The 15,126-nt window shown below is 37.3% G+C and carries 17 protein-coding genes; 9 read left to right on the forward strand and 8 right to left on the reverse strand.

Annotation, left to right across the window (positions count from 1 at the left end):
* Window positions 1–90: 90 nt before the first annotated feature.
* Together EHQ70_RS07395 and asd are read right to left on the reverse strand one after the other, a co-directional pair.
* Window positions 91–414 carry a DUF971 domain-containing protein gene (locus EHQ70_RS07395; RefSeq protein WP_135585015.1) on the reverse strand — a complete coding sequence of 108 codons (324 nt, stop codon included), beginning with the start codon at window positions 412–414 and terminating at the stop codon, window positions 91–93.
* Between the two features lie 2 nt (window positions 415–416).
* Window positions 417–2,663: an archaetidylserine decarboxylase gene (gene asd / locus EHQ70_RS07400; RefSeq protein WP_135585017.1), complete on the reverse strand. Its 2,247-nt coding sequence runs from the start codon at window positions 2,661–2,663 to the stop codon at window positions 417–419.
* A 35-nt stretch (window positions 2,664–2,698) separates the two neighbouring features.
* Between asd and EHQ70_RS07405 the strand changes: the two genes are divergently transcribed.
* From EHQ70_RS07405 to EHQ70_RS07415, 3 genes are read left to right on the forward strand one after another with little or no spacing between them, the layout of a single operon-like run.
* The gene (locus EHQ70_RS07405) at window positions 2,699–3,523 is read left to right on the forward strand and encodes an LIC_11366 family protein (RefSeq protein WP_135585019.1); all 825 of its coding nucleotides are present in this window, start codon (window positions 2,699–2,701) and stop codon (window positions 3,521–3,523) included.
* Window positions 3,524–3,562: 39 nt separating this feature from the next.
* Entirely contained in the window at window positions 3,563–3,802 is a 240-nt protein-coding gene (locus EHQ70_RS07410) for a hypothetical protein (protein WP_135585021.1), read from the forward strand.
* Window positions 3,799–4,146: an arsenate reductase family protein gene (locus tag EHQ70_RS07415; RefSeq protein WP_135585023.1), complete on the forward strand. Its 348-nt coding sequence runs from the start codon at window positions 3,799–3,801 to the stop codon at window positions 4,144–4,146. The genes EHQ70_RS07410 and EHQ70_RS07415 overlap by 4 nt, the downstream gene beginning before the upstream one ends.
* Before the next feature lie 48 nt (window positions 4,147–4,194).
* Here EHQ70_RS07415 and lpxD read toward each other — a convergent pair whose 3' ends face one another.
* On the reverse strand, window positions 4,195–5,214 hold the full coding sequence (gene lpxD / locus EHQ70_RS07420) for a UDP-3-O-(3-hydroxymyristoyl)glucosamine N-acyltransferase (protein WP_135585025.1): 1,020 nt from the start codon (window positions 5,212–5,214) through the stop codon (window positions 4,195–4,197).
* A 102-nt stretch (window positions 5,215–5,316) separates the two neighbouring features.
* Between lpxD and EHQ70_RS07425 the strand changes: the two genes are divergently transcribed.
* On the forward strand, window positions 5,317–5,790 hold the full coding sequence (locus tag EHQ70_RS07425) for an OmpA family protein (RefSeq protein ID WP_135585027.1): 474 nt from the start codon (window positions 5,317–5,319) through the stop codon (window positions 5,788–5,790).
* Here EHQ70_RS07425 and EHQ70_RS07430 read toward each other — a convergent pair.
* From EHQ70_RS07430 to EHQ70_RS07450, 5 genes are read right to left on the reverse strand one after another with little or no spacing between them, the layout of a single operon-like run.
* On the reverse strand, window positions 5,787–6,386 hold the full coding sequence (locus EHQ70_RS07430) for a TIGR04282 family arsenosugar biosynthesis glycosyltransferase (RefSeq protein ID WP_135585029.1): 600 nt from the start codon (window positions 6,384–6,386) through the stop codon (window positions 5,787–5,789). The genes EHQ70_RS07425 and EHQ70_RS07430 overlap by 4 nt on opposite strands.
* Window positions 6,346–7,629: an MptA/MptB family glycosyltransferase gene (locus EHQ70_RS07435; protein WP_135585031.1), complete on the reverse strand. Its 1,284-nt coding sequence runs from the start codon at window positions 7,627–7,629 to the stop codon at window positions 6,346–6,348. Before EHQ70_RS07435 ends, EHQ70_RS07430 begins: the two co-directional genes overlap by 41 nt.
* Window positions 7,613–8,347, reverse strand: coding sequence for a glycosyltransferase family 2 protein (locus tag EHQ70_RS07440; RefSeq protein WP_208729516.1), 735 nt, complete (start codon window positions 8,345–8,347; stop codon window positions 7,613–7,615). Before EHQ70_RS07440 ends, EHQ70_RS07435 begins: the two co-directional genes overlap by 17 nt.
* Complete coding sequence (locus tag EHQ70_RS07445) at window positions 8,325–9,641, reverse strand: multiheme c-type cytochrome (protein ID WP_135585033.1); 1,317 nt, start codon at window positions 9,639–9,641, stop codon at window positions 8,325–8,327. The genes EHQ70_RS07440 and EHQ70_RS07445 overlap by 23 nt, the downstream gene beginning before the upstream one ends.
* A 3-nt stretch (window positions 9,642–9,644) precedes the next feature.
* Window positions 9,645–10,565 (reverse strand): sulfurtransferase, encoded by a 921-nt coding sequence (locus tag EHQ70_RS07450; RefSeq protein WP_135585035.1) that lies wholly within the window; start codon window positions 10,563–10,565, stop codon window positions 9,645–9,647.
* A 139-nt stretch (window positions 10,566–10,704) separates the two neighbouring features.
* On the opposite strand from EHQ70_RS07450, the gene EHQ70_RS07455 reads away from it, so the two are divergent.
* The 5 genes from EHQ70_RS07455 (at window position 10,705) to EHQ70_RS07475 (ending at window position 15,123) form a co-directional block, all read left to right on the forward strand.
* Window positions 10,705–11,181, forward strand: coding sequence for a DUF4395 domain-containing protein (locus EHQ70_RS07455; RefSeq protein WP_135585037.1), 477 nt, complete (start codon window positions 10,705–10,707; stop codon window positions 11,179–11,181).
* A gap of 47 nt (window positions 11,182–11,228) precedes the next feature.
* Window positions 11,229–12,512, forward strand: a complete 1,284-nt coding sequence (locus EHQ70_RS07460) for a hypothetical protein (RefSeq protein ID WP_244288254.1) — start codon at window positions 11,229–11,231, stop codon at window positions 12,510–12,512.
* Window positions 12,496–13,107: a helix-turn-helix domain-containing protein gene (locus EHQ70_RS07465; protein WP_135585041.1), complete on the forward strand. Its 612-nt coding sequence runs from the start codon at window positions 12,496–12,498 to the stop codon at window positions 13,105–13,107. The genes EHQ70_RS07460 and EHQ70_RS07465 overlap by 17 nt, the downstream gene beginning before the upstream one ends.
* Window positions 13,108–13,332: 225 nt before the next feature.
* Window positions 13,333–14,685 carry a rhodanese gene (locus EHQ70_RS07470; RefSeq protein WP_135585043.1) on the forward strand — a complete coding sequence of 451 codons (1,353 nt, stop codon included), beginning with the start codon at window positions 13,333–13,335 and terminating at the stop codon, window positions 14,683–14,685.
* Between the two features lie 78 nt (window positions 14,686–14,763).
* Window positions 14,764–15,123, forward strand: a complete 360-nt coding sequence (locus EHQ70_RS07475; protein ID WP_135585045.1) for a hypothetical protein — start codon at window positions 14,764–14,766, stop codon at window positions 15,121–15,123.
* Window positions 15,124–15,126: the final 3 nt, after the last annotated feature.

Here is a 15,126-nt window from a genome sequence, read left to right on the forward strand (position 1 = left end):
TTATCTCCGGAAAAACTTAGGATAATGAGACATAATATGAATCTTTTTGTCACTCAGTTTTTTTCCGAATTGACAAAAAGTAAGCTAAAATCAGTCAAAAGCGCTCTCGAATCCATCGGAGTAAGCCCGAAGGTTGTCATAGGAATAAATTCCTGTGTTATGGTAGTCGCTCCAAACGATAGAAATCGCATAACGGCCCACTTTTGTCCAAGATAGGAGTTTGATGGACTGAATATGACCCGTCGCATCCCCTACTTTCCCACCATGCCCACCCCGACAAGTGGCACAGGGACATTTTTTACGAAGGTCGAGGAGGGAATACTTCGACCCGTGGCCATCCTTCCATTCGATATAGAGCGCATCATCATCGAAAGAAATTTCTTTAGGGAAGGTGGCGAGTTGTGAGTTTGGCATGTCTATGCTTTTACCGGTAGTTTCGTTGTTTTAGAACGAAAGTTTCCAACAGTAGTTCCGTATTGGATTTTGTCACCAAGAGCAATGTTTGTCAAGTCGATGGTATCATTTTCAAACACGAGAATGACCGTAGAACCCATCTCGAAGCGACCCAACTCAGATCCTTTATCGATCATGATGGAAACATCTTTGTAGTGATGTTCTTTCGCAAAACGAATCCAATTGTTTGTCACAATTTTATTATCGTAAGTCACTCGAATTTTTCCTACGTTTGACGCCCCTACTTTGATTACGGCAACTTTACCGTATTCTGTCTGTAAGAAGGTAATGAGTCTTTCGTTTTTCGGGAAAAGCCCTCGGATATTCAGAACGGCCAAATCATTTACCGGAAAAAGTTTTCCTGGTTCATAATAATAACCTAAAATTTGGCCAGCAAAAGGACTGTGGATACGATGATAATCCTGTGGTGACAAATAAAAGGTAATGTATTTTCCATTCGTAAAGTAAGGATAGTATTTCTCGGAACCTAACAATTCTTTTACGGAATAATCAATCCCTTTCGCCTGAATGATTGTTGATTGGTTGATGTTACCAAAACTTGTGATTTTCGAATCGGTTGGAGAAACTACAGCGTTGGCAGCCGAATCGATGATCCTTGCTTCGGCACGAAGGGCACGAGTAAAGAACTGATTTAAGGATGCGTATTCTTTAATTTCAAGTTCCGCTTCGCTTAAATTAATTTTATAAGCCTTTGCGAAAGCCTTTAAAATAGGGATCATCATAAACCTTGGCATTTTAAACATGGAGAAGTAACCAAACAGTTTAGAGATCAGGTTTTTAGGAAGTAAGGTTAAAAATAAAAGATAGATATCCTTGAAGATCTCATATCTTGCGCCAGATTCAGAAAGGTATTTTTTGAGTTCAAAATTTGCAGATTTTCCAAGTAACATTAGAGAAACCAACAAAGGAACGCTTGTGATCACTGCGGCAATATAACCCCAATGCATCACAAAACTAAGAACATCAATTCCATATTTTACATATAAATAAGCAAAACCAAGGGTGGATCCAATAAATAACATTCTAAAAAAATTGGAAAACTTTTCACCAAACACATAAAATGCATTTTGTTCTCCACTATAAAACCAACCCGCCAAACTCAAAATCCCAAAACATAAAAAGGAAATGAAAAACAAAATTGCAGGTAAGGATTCTCTTTGTTCCAAAATTCTATCAGGAAAAGAAAGAATGGTTTCTAAATTGACTGCACCATAGGAATACAAAACAAATCCAACGAGAGTGGCCATGATAAATCCTTCAAAAAAGGAGGCCAACATACTCACTAATCCTTGTTTTGCGGCGTAATCGGTTCTTACAACACCAGCAATTCCTGATGATTTTCCAACCGCCGTTTCTGTGGATAAAAAGAAAGTTCCTAAAGAAACAGAAAGAGCACGTAAAATCCCAAAGGCACCGCCACCTTGCAGTGCTTTAATCGAAAAGGCTTCTTTTGTTACATCAGATAAAAATCCAAAAAAGGAAATCATCCCATTTGAAAACAAAGACACATATCCAAAAATAAAAAGAATGATACCAATAGGAGCAAGGATAGAAGCAGCACGGCCCACTCGCCTAACACCACCAATCACAATAAAAAGCAAAATGACGGAAATAGAAATCGGACCAGAAAGCCCCGAAAGATTTAATCCTTCTTTGGTAATGTAAGTAAGGCCCACAAAAGGAAAAATCCCACCAAACAAAAGAACGGTGACTAAACTTGCCAAAGAAAAAGCCACTGCTAGCCACTTAGCCCGTAATGCTTTTTCGATAAAATACATGGGTCCAGAAAGATATCGTCCACTAGGAAGTTGGTTTCTAAACTTTACCGCCAGAGTAGAGGAAACAAAACGAATGGGCATCACAAACAAACTCATCACCCAGATCCAAAAGAGAACGCCAATTCCCCCATAAGCGATGGCAAGAGCCGTTCCAATGATGGAACCAACAAGGAGTGAAGATCCAATCCCAGCAAAGAAAGCTTGGGAATGCACCAGTTGGCCTTTGGAACCTTTAAAGTCCATGTTGCCTGTGAGGATTTTAAGTGCGAGAAAGAGAAAACGAATTTGCGGAAATCCCAACCGAAAGCTCAAATAAACTGAGGCAATCAGAATGAGATAGAAATAAGGGCTGAGAATGTCTGATCCTAAAATCAGATTAAACTTAGATCCGTTTTGAAAGAGTGTTTCCATATTGGTTCTTCCTCACGAAATTGGATGAAATTGTTATGTCAAGATGTATTGTGATCCTCCCGTTTCTGGTTTTTATGATTTCTCCCTTAGCCTTTGACCACTTAAGCGCCGAACCCTCTGGGATCGAGGTGGGAATGCGGTATGGAGCCGGAGAAAGAGTTCCAGGCCGATTTGATGGCGACCTCAAACAGTTCTCGTCTACTTTTAATCCTCTCGTTTTTTCCAGTGTGAGTCTGAATGGAGGTAAAACATCCAACTTATACGAAGGTTTTGTTCGTTTCCTTTTAGATTCAAGATCAAGAGTTGGATTCGTAGTGGGGAGGAATGACTGGAGTATGCTTCGTTTAACGGAAGTTACGAGCGACTTGTATTATACTAAACTTACTTCCGAAATATATTCCTATCATGTACTCGGGATGTATTATTTCACTATGCCTATTTACAGAAACTGGGAATGGGAAAATGGACTTGGAGTTGGTTTTACTTCCGCGGATTGGAACATTAGGGGGTATTCTGTTGGTGAACTTGCTCCCGACACACAATTCTTCAACCAAAGAGGAAGGCTTCGAGGTAGCGGACTTGCCTACCGAGCAGAAACCGCCATCAATCGTCGGTTATACGAAGATACCTTTCTTCAAATTGGTCTTGGATACCACCATGTCGCTATTGATAAGTTTTACGGGAACTATAACGGCGAAATGTCGAGTTTTTATATCCGAGCTGATGGGAAAGTAGGTGTGATTGATGATACACGAATTCTTGATGCGACTGTGAGCACTGCACAAACTTTTAGAAGGTTGGATTTAAATTCTGGATCATGGGTTCTTTATTTTTCAGTCTTCCAGAGGTTTTTAGATTGACGATCCCTTCGGCTGAGTATCATGCTTGAAGAAAATTACATGAAATCCTCTAAAATCATTACCATTGGTATTAAAGAATTGGCTCACCAAAAAGTCATCCTTGCCGCTTGGTATAACTTTCTAAAAGAAAACTTCGATGCAAAAAAAGTTTCTGCGGAAGAATTCACCCAGTATCTACAAGCACATGTGATGTATGATTTGGATAAAGACCAAATCGAATTGATGTTGTCTGGAACAGAACCTCTTTTAGAAGATTTCAAAAAGTCTATTTTTGGATGAATCTCCAAATCTTCGGAACCAAAAAATGCAAAGAGTCTAAGAAGGCTCAGTTGTTCTTCCAGGAACGACGTGTGAATTTTCAATTCATCAACCTCCAAGAAAAAGAAATGAGCAAAGGAGAACTCAGATCCATCTTAGGAAGTGTAAAATTGGATGATTTGATTGATACGGAATCTAAGGTTTACGAAGACAAAAATCTAAAATACATGTTATACGATAAGGAAGAGGCTCTTCTCACAAACCCCCTTTTATTCAAAACACCAATAGTAAGAGATGGCAAACGTGCCACCATTGGATTTGTTCCAGAAATCTGGAAACAATGGATTCTAGAATCTAAAAAGTAAGCGACCTAAACCTACTTTCTAAAACAATCCTAGAATCGTTAACCCTAACTACCCTTCTTCTTTTTTCCGTTTCGAAAAGTCTTTCACCACTTCTGGTAACATAGGAAGAGAACTATGAATCCTATGCATCTCCAATGCCGGTCTCGCAGGAATTCCAAAATAAACTGTTTTTTCTTTGGAATCTTCTGTGAGTCCAGATAGTCCTAATAAGATAGACCCTTTTTTCATTGTTAGGTGTTCTGCTACAGCAGATTGACCAGCCAAAAAACATCCATCTTCAATTGTAACGGAACCAGCAAGAACCGTGGCTCCCGCAATGAATACATAATTACCAACACGACAATTGTGACCAACATGTACATGGTCATCAAATTTTGTAAAACTTCCAATGGTTGTGGATTCAAGAGCCGCACGATCAACCGTACAATGAGCTCCCATCTCTACCTCATCTCCAATAATTACATTTCCAATTTGAGGAACTTTATAACGAACCCCAGCATAGTCAAAAAAACCAAACCCGTCGGCTCCAATGACAGTATTAGAATGGATCAAATTTCTTTTTCCCAACTTACAGTTGTAATAGATAATGACTCCTGATTTCAAAACTGTATCTTCCCCAATCTCTACACCTGGTTCCAAAACTACATTGGGATAAATCACGGCTCGATCTCCAATGATTACGTTTTCTTGGATGACAGCAAAATCCATAATGGTTACATCTTTTCCTAGTTTGGCGGTGGGATGAATGCTGGCTTTTGCAGAGATAGAAGCAGTATGTTTTGGTTTTTTTTCAAACAAAGATACGACTTGAATGAATTTTACTTTGGATCCCTCTTCGGGAATGATGATGGCATTGGGGAATAATGAAGCTAAAGATTCTATGGTAAGCGCAATTTTTACTTCAGAAGCTTTTTTGTGTTTGGCTAAATATTTTTTAGAGGCCACATAATAAATGCTACTTGGATCTACGGGAGTATGGTGTTCTAAATCTTTAATTCCATTGATCTCTAGTTCACCGGAGCCGGTGAAACTTGCACCTAATTGTTCAGCCAAATCTTTTAGTTTCATTTGCACACCTTAGACTTGAAAAATAATTTGAAGGGACATATTTCAATCATAATTTTAAAATCTATCGTATTGAAAAAATTCTAAACACCCGATGATTATCATATGCAGAGCCCAATTCCAGGCAAAAACCTTCGTTTACTTTTGTTAACTTACACCGTTCAATATTGTTTACTCGCAGGTGGATTGTTAGCGCAAGAAGGTGTGGTATTCGATAATCCATATAAAAAAACAGAGAATCCATCGGAACCTAAAACATTTACCATTTATTTCGCAAAAAATTCTTCGAAGATTTCTAAATCAGACTTAGTTCGTTTACAAACAACTGCAGATTTTCTAAACCAAAACAGAAATTATGAAATTTCCATACAAGCGCATGCCAACGAAGGAATCAATGCAGCTTCTGATGTTATTGTTAGCGAAAAAAGATCTTTGGAAGTAGAACGTTTTCTATTAATTCACTTTGTAGAACCAAACCAAATCAGAAGGCTTTTTTTTGGAAATTCTAAATCACCAAATAAAACCAAAGAACACCAAACACTAAATCGACGAGTGGAAATCAAAGTCCAACCGATTTAATAGTCAGACCCTTTCCAAAATTTTAAGTCTTCAATATCATCTATATCGCATAACTCTTCTATCAGAGAATATGTTTTTTTATTTTTTTGAATGGACTGAATGGTTAAAGATAATACATCCTTGGTGCTCCAAGGAATAGACTGAAAGATAAACGGCGAATCTTCTTTCATCCCGAGCAAATAATAACCGCCATCACGAGCAGGTCCTATCACAAAATCAGATGCATCTAACTTCCGATAAGCATCGAGCAAAATTTCTTCAGTTAAAAATGGACAATCGGTTCCAATAATAATAATCTTTTTGGCTTTAGATTGAAATTCTTTCTGAAAAGCTACTTCCATTTTCCGACCAAGATCACCGATTTCCTGGATTTGTTTTTTGAATGTATTTCCAAATTCGTAACTTGGCTTTTCGATTAAGTGATCCCAATAAACAATCTTTTCAACATTTAGATTGGAAGTGACTGCATTTGTAATTCTAAGCAATTCAAAGTATATCTTTAAAGTTTTTTCATCTCCGATGCTAACAGAAAGACGAGTTTTGACTTTCCCTAACTCAGGTTGTTTTGCGAAGATAATTAATTTGTTTGTATCCATAAAAACCTAAAACCAAAATAGAAACCAACCAATGGATGTATACAAAGTCACTATCAACATACAGTCCATAAGATAAAAAAGCTAAAAAGGAAACTGCCGCCACAGCACTTTCCACTTTTCCGATCTCCATAACAAATAAAACCCAAAGAATCCAATACCAAGGATGTATGACAGGAGAAAACAGAAGAAATAAAGAATATATAATTAGAAACCGGATAGGTAGACTGAGTTCTTCCGATATCTTTTTTCGAAAATAAAAAACATAAAGGAAACTAACGGCGACAAACGAAAGGATTCCAGAAAGGTATTCCCCATGAAATGGATTCAAAACAAAATAAAAAATAGGTTCTAAAATACCTGCAAATCGGAAAGAATGAAAGAACAATCCTAAACCTGCGCTCCCTTGTAAAACCAAATCAGAAAACACAGTAACCTTCCACACAAACAAAGAAAGAATTGTAATGGATAAAACTTTAATCCAAGTTCTACGACTCCAACCAATCCCTAAAACAAAAAGAAAGGTATTAAATTTTAGCTGGGTCAAAAGAAAAAAAGAACCCATTTTTAAAAAATGGGAACGGGATAAAAACAAAAAGAGAGAACCTGTTACCAAAAGTATTTCTGGATGCATTTGAGAAATCCCTTCGAGGATGACGATTGGATTTCCAAAATACAACCAATAGGATTTATTCGAAAGGCTAGGATACAATTTTCGGATTAATAATAAATTCAAAATATCAAACAGAACGATTAAAATCTGAACTCCGACAAAACTATTTTGAAAAACAGATCCAATGATAATTCCCAAAGAAAAAAAACACTGCAATAATAACGGATAAACGGAATAATAACCCGGACTATTCATATTAGTTAATAGAAAACCCAATCCAAGCGGAGTTGTTTGTACAAATTCTGTCAATTGTTCTGGAGTATAATGATAAGGAGAAATTCCTTCTAAAAATAATTTAGCATCAAAAAGATAACGGTAAACATCATCACTCCAAACTGGTGAAGATCCTATCATAATCAGACGCAAAATAATTGTGTAGACAAAGAAAAAATAAAATCCATTCCCAAAGATCGAAACGATATCTGCCAAAAAATAGAAATACATTGGCAACAAAATTGAGATCACTAAAACAATACTAAGATCGTTTCGATTTCCAAAATGAGCAGAACTAAAAAGTAAAGCAGGATAAAGAATCGATAGTAAAATCTTTGTTAGATTATTTTTTATATACACGGAAAAGTAACAACCGGAAAAAAGTGTATAAAATTTTGATCCCAACACGTATCGACATAGAAATGGTACCAGATATTTTAGAAACACCCGCAAATCGTTTTCTATAGTTTACTGGGATCTCCCTTATATCCATTTTTTGTTGTAATGCTTTCACATGCATTTCAATATTCCACCCCCAAGTTGGATCTTCCATCTCCAACCGAACAAGTGAGGAATATTTTAAAATTCGGAGTGGACCCATATCTGTAAACTTACGCCAGAAAAAAATAAGAATCAAGAAACAAGTCAGTGCATTTCCAAATATTTGTATCGGAGATAAAGAACCTTTTTCTACAATCCCTATGGTTCTTGAACCAATCACTAAATCGGCTTGGGTTTCTTTTATTACTTGGATAATTTTTTGGATGTCCATAGGATCATCAGAACCATCCGCATCACAGAAAAGAATATAATCCGGCTCTAACTTTGTATTTTTGATCCAATTGAGCGCAACAAGACAGGCATTCCCATAACCTATCTCGGGACAATCTAAAGTGAGAAGCCCCATCTTTCTAACGATAGTCGGTGTTTGATCCCTAGATGCATTATTCACTACAATAAAACTAGATTTAGGCAATCCAGAATTCGTAATTAGTCCAGTTAATGCACGTTCAATGCCCTCTTCTTCATCCCGAGCAGGAATGATACAAAGGATATTACTCACCTTTTCTTTCTGCATTCCTTTTGAATAATTCTTCTAGTGAAGTGTCTTTTCTAGATTTTGTTTTTATTTGGTATAGGGACTCAATGACGAGGGAACTATGAGGGTATAATTCTTTTATCTTTTCTACTTTTTCTTTATATGGAGAAGTAAGATAACCCGAGGACTGACTCATATAATCCGAAGTATTATTCTTCAAACGAACATGAGTTGCTTGGAAACGATAGGAAACCACTGGAAGTTCAGTTTGTTTCAATGCCCAAACATAGACCTTCCCCGATGGAATTCGTGTATCATTTACTTTTTTTGCTTGAGGTGACCAAGACCATTCCTGGCCAATAGTTGTTTCCGATTGAAAAATCGAATTTCCATTCTGATCCAAGCCGACAAGTGATAAGCGGTAAAATCGTTCTGGGTCACCCGTTGTCACATGGTGGTCAGCGTTAGTATTTTTAATATGTACTTCGATTGTATTTTTTTCTACTTTCCAATTGGAGAGAACAATCCCTGGTTTGTAACCCAATCGAATTTGATCAGGATACAAATCGAATCTTTTCGGAACACCACCACCAATAAACCCATGTTTGTGAGAAGTTCGAATCGGTTTGTTTAGCGAAGCTTTGACAAAAGAACGACGAACTTCCGGTTGGTGGCAAGAAGAACAAGTTTGATTGGAATGAGTAGCTTGTAACTCTGATCCGGTTTGGAAAGAACAAACGAGTGATTCATTTAAAGTATAAGTTTCATTATGACAATCATAACAACGGTTTAATAATTGTTTGCGATCAATTTTAATGGGATGAGGAGGAGAAGTCCCACCGGTTCCACCTATCACATAACTTTCATTTGTCTGCGAATCCAATCTGACATGGCAAGTAGCGCAGGTAACCCCTTCCTCCTTCATATCAGGATTAAAATTAGGGTTTGGAATTTCAACAGGCCGAAAATAATCCCCATTACGCAAACCAGTGATGATGGTTTCTCTTTGATTTTGTACTGGGATATGACAGTTCAAACAAATCCATTTAGGAGAACTTGGCTTTGCAAGTTCTGATTGGAATTGGATATCTGTAAGGGCATTGGCATGGGTAGAACGTTGCCATTCCTCATAAATTTCCGTATGGCAGTTCCCACAATTTTTGGCAGTGGGAGCCCCTACTCCTTTTAAATCAGGAAGATTTTCAATTGGTTTGGCCCAAATTTTGCCAGGGAACACTTGTTCGATGGGAACCTCTCTTTGGTTCAGATAAAGAAATCCTCCAATACTGAATACGATTAACACCAAAAGGAGGATGAGTAAATTTCGTTTCAATTTTTAATTTCCAGTTTCCAACGGAAGTTTTGGATCATTTGACCATTCCCACATTGAGCCCGCATAGTTGTATGCATTATATCCATAAGTGCGAAGGATTCCAACCACAAAAGCGGAACGAACCCCACCTGTACAATAAGCTACAATGGGTTTTTCTTTTTGAATGCCTAACTGTTTTAAATAAACGTCAACCTCTGATTTTGATTTAACATTCCCTTTGGCATCGAACAACTCTTGGTAAAAAAAAGATTTAGCACCTGGAATGTGCCCTCCTCTAGATTCCCCGTATGGTGTTGCTCCTGTAAACTCTCTCGGTTCTCTTGTATCTAAAATTTGGTGTTGTTTCGATGGTAATCCCTTTAATATTTCATCTTTAAAGATAGCAGCAGAAACATGAGTTTTATTTTTTGCTAATTGCGAGTTGATTGCCAAAGTCTCTGGTTTAGGATTTGTTTTTTTCTGGATTTGTTTTTCATAAGAGGAATATCCCCCATCAATCCAATAGGATTGTTTGAATCCGGCTTCTCGAAGACTCCAGACAATTCGCCCTTCTTCTCCCCAACCAGAATTTCCATCACCTAACACAAGAACATTATCATCTTGTTTGAGGCCTAAATCGTTTAGTTTTTTACGAACTAATTTTAGTTCTAATAAATCTCCCTTATTGGGGGTCTCGGTGCGAGACAAGTCTTCCCAAGACAAAACAACTGCTCCAGAAACTTTGTTTTTCAAACGAGGAACAGCAGAACGAGTGTCTAGAATTTTATATTTCGGAAGGGAGAGGGCCGATTCAGCTGAGAGAAACCAAGGGGAGTCCGCTAGTTTTGTAGCAGGGACAGAGGGCCCAGCGCTTGGTTCTCCAAAGAACGCCCAAAGAAGAGAGAAAAAAAATAGATAGATTCCGTAACCACGTAGTACTTTCACGAAGATATCCCCTGAATTTATACTGTCTTTCTCTTTTAAGACGAAATATCGTCAATAAAATAAATATTTCATCCAATAAAGCGAATTTTTCTTGATAGAAGCAACCCCCCTCGTACTTTGGAAAGGAATGGAGGGCAATATGAAAATTGGTTATTATCCGGACGTGGTCAATGAAAATGTCACAAGGATTGTCGCCTCGACTGTCGTATTCCTTGGTGTTTTTGCGATTCTATTTCCGAACCCTTATGTGCTCGCACTCTTACTTGCCGGGTTTACTTTGCGTTTGAGTTACGGGCCAAAGTTTGAACCGTTTGCTTTTTTTACTTCTAGATACTTAGTCCCGTGGCTCGGAATTTCTTTTGTAGCCACAGCAGGACCACCCAAACGATTTGCACAACTTATCGGATTTTTATTTAGCGTTGGTGCGATTGTGTTTTTTGTTTTAGATCTAAGATTGGCTTACCAAATCGCTTTAGCAACTCTCGTTTTTTTTGCATCACTCGAATCTTTTTTAGGATGGTGTGCTGGTTGTTTTGCATTTGGTCTACTTATGAAACTAGGAGTGATTCCGAAAGAAATTTGTGAAAGATGTAACAATCTAAATTTCAATAAATAGTTTTCGCTAATACATTGTTACAATGGATTTTATTCATAAGTATTTCTTTGGTTACCATTCTCTTTTTTTGGATGGTAACCCTTCCTAAATCTTTTTTTAAAAAATACAAAACGGAAATTTTTCTCCTTGGGCTTAGCCTTCGTGTAATATTTATTTTTCTTCCTCCCGTTTGGGAAGACGATTGGGCCAGATATTTATGGGAAGGAAATTTTATTCGAGCTGGAGAATCTCCGTATGAAATAGCTCCAGAAAATTCATTTCAAAAATCTAACTTAAGTGAAATAGAAACAGAGATTTTATCGCAAATCAATCATCCTGATTGGACAACAATTTACACACCTTTCGTTTTACTCTATTTTGCCTTATTTTCTCCAGGTTTTTCAGGAGTTTTTTTAAAACTTAGTTATCTCATTTTCGAAACATTCAGTTTTTTATTATATTCGAAAGGTAAACCCTTCAAGTTTCCACTCCTGTATTGGATTTTTCCAATTTTAATCAAAGAAGTATATTTAAACTATCATTTTGAAATATTGATTCTTTCTCTTTTTTGGATTTTTTTAAATACTCTCAAAAATAAAAGATATTCCCTTTCGAGTTTTATCTTTGGTCTCGCTGTTCATATTAAATTCTTTTCTCTATGCTATTTTATGTATCTGATCCAAAATATACCATTCAAAACTTGGAAAAAGGATTGGAAAGAATGGCTAATGGTTGGTTTGTCTTTTGTTTTTGGATTTTTTATTTTTTATTTCATCTATTACTTAATTTTTCCAAACTCAAACGACTTTGGATTTACCAACTTACTAAGATTTGGTGGAAGTTTCAAATTCAATCAGTTTTATGAACCATTCTGGAAAATATTTGGGGTCATGGATCTAAGAACATTTCCACTTATGTTTTTATTGTCTAGTATGTTGATTTTTTTATTCATCAACCTCGAGAAAAAAAATCAATTTCGCAAACTCCAATCCACCTCTAGGAAATTAGATTTATATTTTTTGTTTGGATATCTTTCTCTTTGTTTACTCCCAGTATACAACCCTTGGTATTTTTTAATCCTCCTTCCTATCCTAGTCACTTCAAAATCAGAAAGAATTTTTCCTTGGATTTTGGTATCTATCCCTCAACTCTCCTACCTCACCTCTGCCCGTTTGGGACTGGAATTTAGCTATTTCTATGAAATCCCAAACTCCATCCTCTTGTCTGAAGCCCTAATTTCCCTAATCTGTCTCACCTGGCATTTTAGACAAATATTCATTTTACTTTACAAAATATCCAATATATCAAACATAGCCCCTAAGGGAAGTATTGGGTATGGAAACAGAAATTGAAAGTTTTTCTGCCACAACAGAAAACGAAAGAAATGTCGATGAAGTGCTAACGGTTGTCCTTGGGGAGACCTTAAAACGCAGAAGGTTAGAACTTGGTTTATCCATGGAAAAACTTTCACAACTATCAACTGTTAGTCGAGGAATGTTAGGACTTATCGAGTCAGGAAAAACCACACCCAGTATTGGGATCTTGTGGAAATTGTCTAAATCGTTAAGGATTCCTATTGGAGAAATGATCCCTGATCTTTTTGCCCAGTCCCCTCGTTTTATTGGATCCAACGAAGGCAAACGTTGGATATCGCCTAAAAATACAGCAGAATCAAGGGTTTTTTACCAAGAAGAAAGAGATCGTTTGAGTCTTGTCGAATGGAAACTGACACAAGGAAAGGTCTCCCAGTTCGGCCACTTACCAACTGCTTTTGATATCAAAATCTATCAAGTCTCCGGAAAAACCAAAATCAAATTAAAAACCAAAGAGATCGTTTTGGAACCAGCAGACAGTGCCTTTTTTCCCATTGCGGAATTAGAATTCATAGAAAATGAATTCGGAGAAGAATCCAAATTCCTTTGGATCGCTTCCAAAAAAGCGCGTTAGAAATGCTTCGAATCAAAAAAGAAATCTCCATTCAGGAAAACGGGGACGACCAAAAGAATGCACATCACGGTAATATATTGGGCGTTATATAGGAATTATCGTTCAATATATAAGATAAAGTATTCTCCCATTCCCCCGGCTTTTAAAAACTGACCTTACCATGTTTCCTAACTCTGGTGCAACCCCTACAGGGGGGAAACGGGAATAAAATCTAAGGATTAACAAATGAAAACCAATCTACTATACAAGTCGATTGCTCTTATTACCGCGGGGTTCATCGGAGCCTGCGGTGGAGCAAAAAACAATGACACACAGAACTTGCTACTGGCAGCTCTTGCCCTTTCCTCAGGGATTAAGGTGAATAGTGCAGCCGAGTTAGCAAAAGCATCTAACGACGATTATAATCTAAATGAATATGGTCTTATCACTCCATCTACCTTAGGTAAGTGGGTCAACAATTGGTCTGGGACTAAACCTGCTGGTATCAATGGTAAATTAGTCATCTTACAAAACGGTGCCAGCGCTACTGCTGGAAAAGAATACATTGCTGGGAACGGAAATGACGTTGTTGTGTATTCCTTTACTTTCGCTGATGGAGCCAGTGCTTTGGATGGTGGAGATGGATTCAGTCAAAAACGAAGCAGCGGACTCAGTGATACAGTTTCTATCATCGCGAATGGAGCCAAAGTGGATACCATTCTCAATCGTTATGGAATTGATCCAAACAATGACCTAGTTGTCTTTGTTTCTTCTGCCAATGCCAACAGTCACGTCCAAGGAACACTCCGTGGATTTTATACTTTCCGTTATTGGGGATTTGATCATAAAAATCTGGCCTTCCTAAATGGAACACTACCTAGACTGGCTGTAACAGATGGAAACTTTGTTCCTTTCAGTTCTACAACAAACACTCCTCCAAGTTACAGCAATCGTTATTCGGTGAAATCTCTCCGAGTTGATAACACTATTCTTATGTTACCAGTAGAAGATGTCATCACTGCTGTGAAAAATCCTAATAATGTAACCATTGCTGGGCTTACTTCGAGTGTATTTATCTCCGATGCAAGATCTTCTTCTGGAAGCAGCAACGAGTACAATGGTGTGATCCGAAGTACCGCTTCTGAAGTGGCAGGAAAATATGTTGGTTTTGAAGGCCGTATCAAAGGTGCTAAAGAACTTAGATGGACTGACTTATTAGATACAGAATTTAGATTCAAATCTAAAGCAGACCTAATAGCATATTATGATGGAAAAGGTTACCAAGTTGGCCAAACAGCAATTCAACTTTGCCGAACAAACAATCGATCACAAGTAACAGGATTCTCTTACATTGCAATCCTCGGATATCCATCTACTTATTATGATGGAAGTTGGATTGAATGGGGTAGTTTAACAGGTGGTGGGCCAGCTCCAAAACTACCATCTGACTCTCCATACCGTACAGATCTTCCTGAGTTATCTGAAGTAATTACTTACAATGTGGCTGGTGACGTGGATCCAAATCTTCCAACAAACTTAAACACATTCGCTACTACTTCTAGAAAAATTATCGAAGAAGATAAAGCTTACAAACGCTAAAAGAAAATTTAAAACAGAGAGGGATGATCCAACATCCCTCTTTTAAAAATATAAAAATCGATTCGCAGGGAAAGTTATATGAAGAACTTAATAACATTTTTATTTTTTAATCTACTTTTGATCTCATCCTCCTTCGCCTCTGGAGGGATTGGTGGTGGTGGTATCGCAAACATTCCACAAGGACAAGATAGAGAAAAATACCATTTAGGAAAAGCAGTCTACAATCAAGATCTGACTTTAGAAAAACAACCGAATGTAAAATTGATCGAACAAGAAGAACGATTGGAATACTTACAAGGTAGTTTGCCAAATACAGAAAAAAGAAGAGTAAATCTTCCTGATTTTGCGGGAAAATTGACAGAAGAACAAATCACAGCACTTGAATACTTTGTTCAAGTTAGATTTAATGTGAAACTTCCAGAGAAGAAGAAGGAATAAACA

It is taken from the genome of Leptospira congkakensis, from assembly GCF_004770265.1.
GTDB lineage: Bacteria > Spirochaetota > Leptospiria > Leptospirales > Leptospiraceae > Leptospira_A > Leptospira_A congkakensis.

Excerpts from the sequence above, each read along its gene's own strand:
- EHQ70_RS07475 (WP_135585045.1), top strand. The coding sequence starts at position 14,764 with ATGAAGAACTTAATAACATTTTTATTTTTTAATCTACTTTTGATCTCA.
- EHQ70_RS07405 (WP_135585019.1), top strand. The coding sequence starts at position 2,699 with ATGTCAAGATGTATTGTGATCCTCCCGTTTCTGGTTTTTATGATTTCT.
- EHQ70_RS07465 (WP_135585041.1), top strand. The coding sequence starts at position 12,496 with ATGGAAACAGAAATTGAAAGTTTTTCTGCCACAACAGAAAACGAAAGA.
- asd (WP_135585017.1), bottom strand. The coding sequence starts at position 2,663 with ATGGAAACACTCTTTCAAAACGGATCTAAGTTTAATCTGATTTTAGGA.
- EHQ70_RS07410 (WP_135585021.1), top strand. The coding sequence starts at position 3,563 with ATGAAATCCTCTAAAATCATTACCATTGGTATTAAAGAATTGGCTCAC.
- EHQ70_RS07425 (WP_135585027.1), top strand. The coding sequence starts at position 5,317 with ATGCAGAGCCCAATTCCAGGCAAAAACCTTCGTTTACTTTTGTTAACT.
- EHQ70_RS07455 (WP_135585037.1), top strand. The coding sequence starts at position 10,705 with ATGAAAATTGGTTATTATCCGGACGTGGTCAATGAAAATGTCACAAGG.
- EHQ70_RS07395 (WP_135585015.1), bottom strand. The coding sequence starts at position 414 with ATGCCAAACTCACAACTCGCCACCTTCCCTAAAGAAATTTCTTTCGAT.
- EHQ70_RS07430 (WP_135585029.1), bottom strand. The coding sequence starts at position 6,386 with ATGGATACAAACAAATTAATTATCTTCGCAAAACAACCTGAGTTAGGG.
- EHQ70_RS07470 (WP_135585043.1), top strand. The coding sequence starts at position 13,333 with ATGAAAACCAATCTACTATACAAGTCGATTGCTCTTATTACCGCGGGG.
- EHQ70_RS07440 (WP_208729516.1), bottom strand. The coding sequence starts at position 8,347 with ATGCAGAAAGAAAAGGTGAGTAATATCCTTTGTATCATTCCTGCTCGG.
- lpxD (WP_135585025.1), bottom strand. The coding sequence starts at position 5,214 with ATGAAACTAAAAGATTTGGCTGAACAATTAGGTGCAAGTTTCACCGGC.
- EHQ70_RS07415 (WP_135585023.1), top strand. The coding sequence starts at position 3,799 with ATGAATCTCCAAATCTTCGGAACCAAAAAATGCAAAGAGTCTAAGAAG.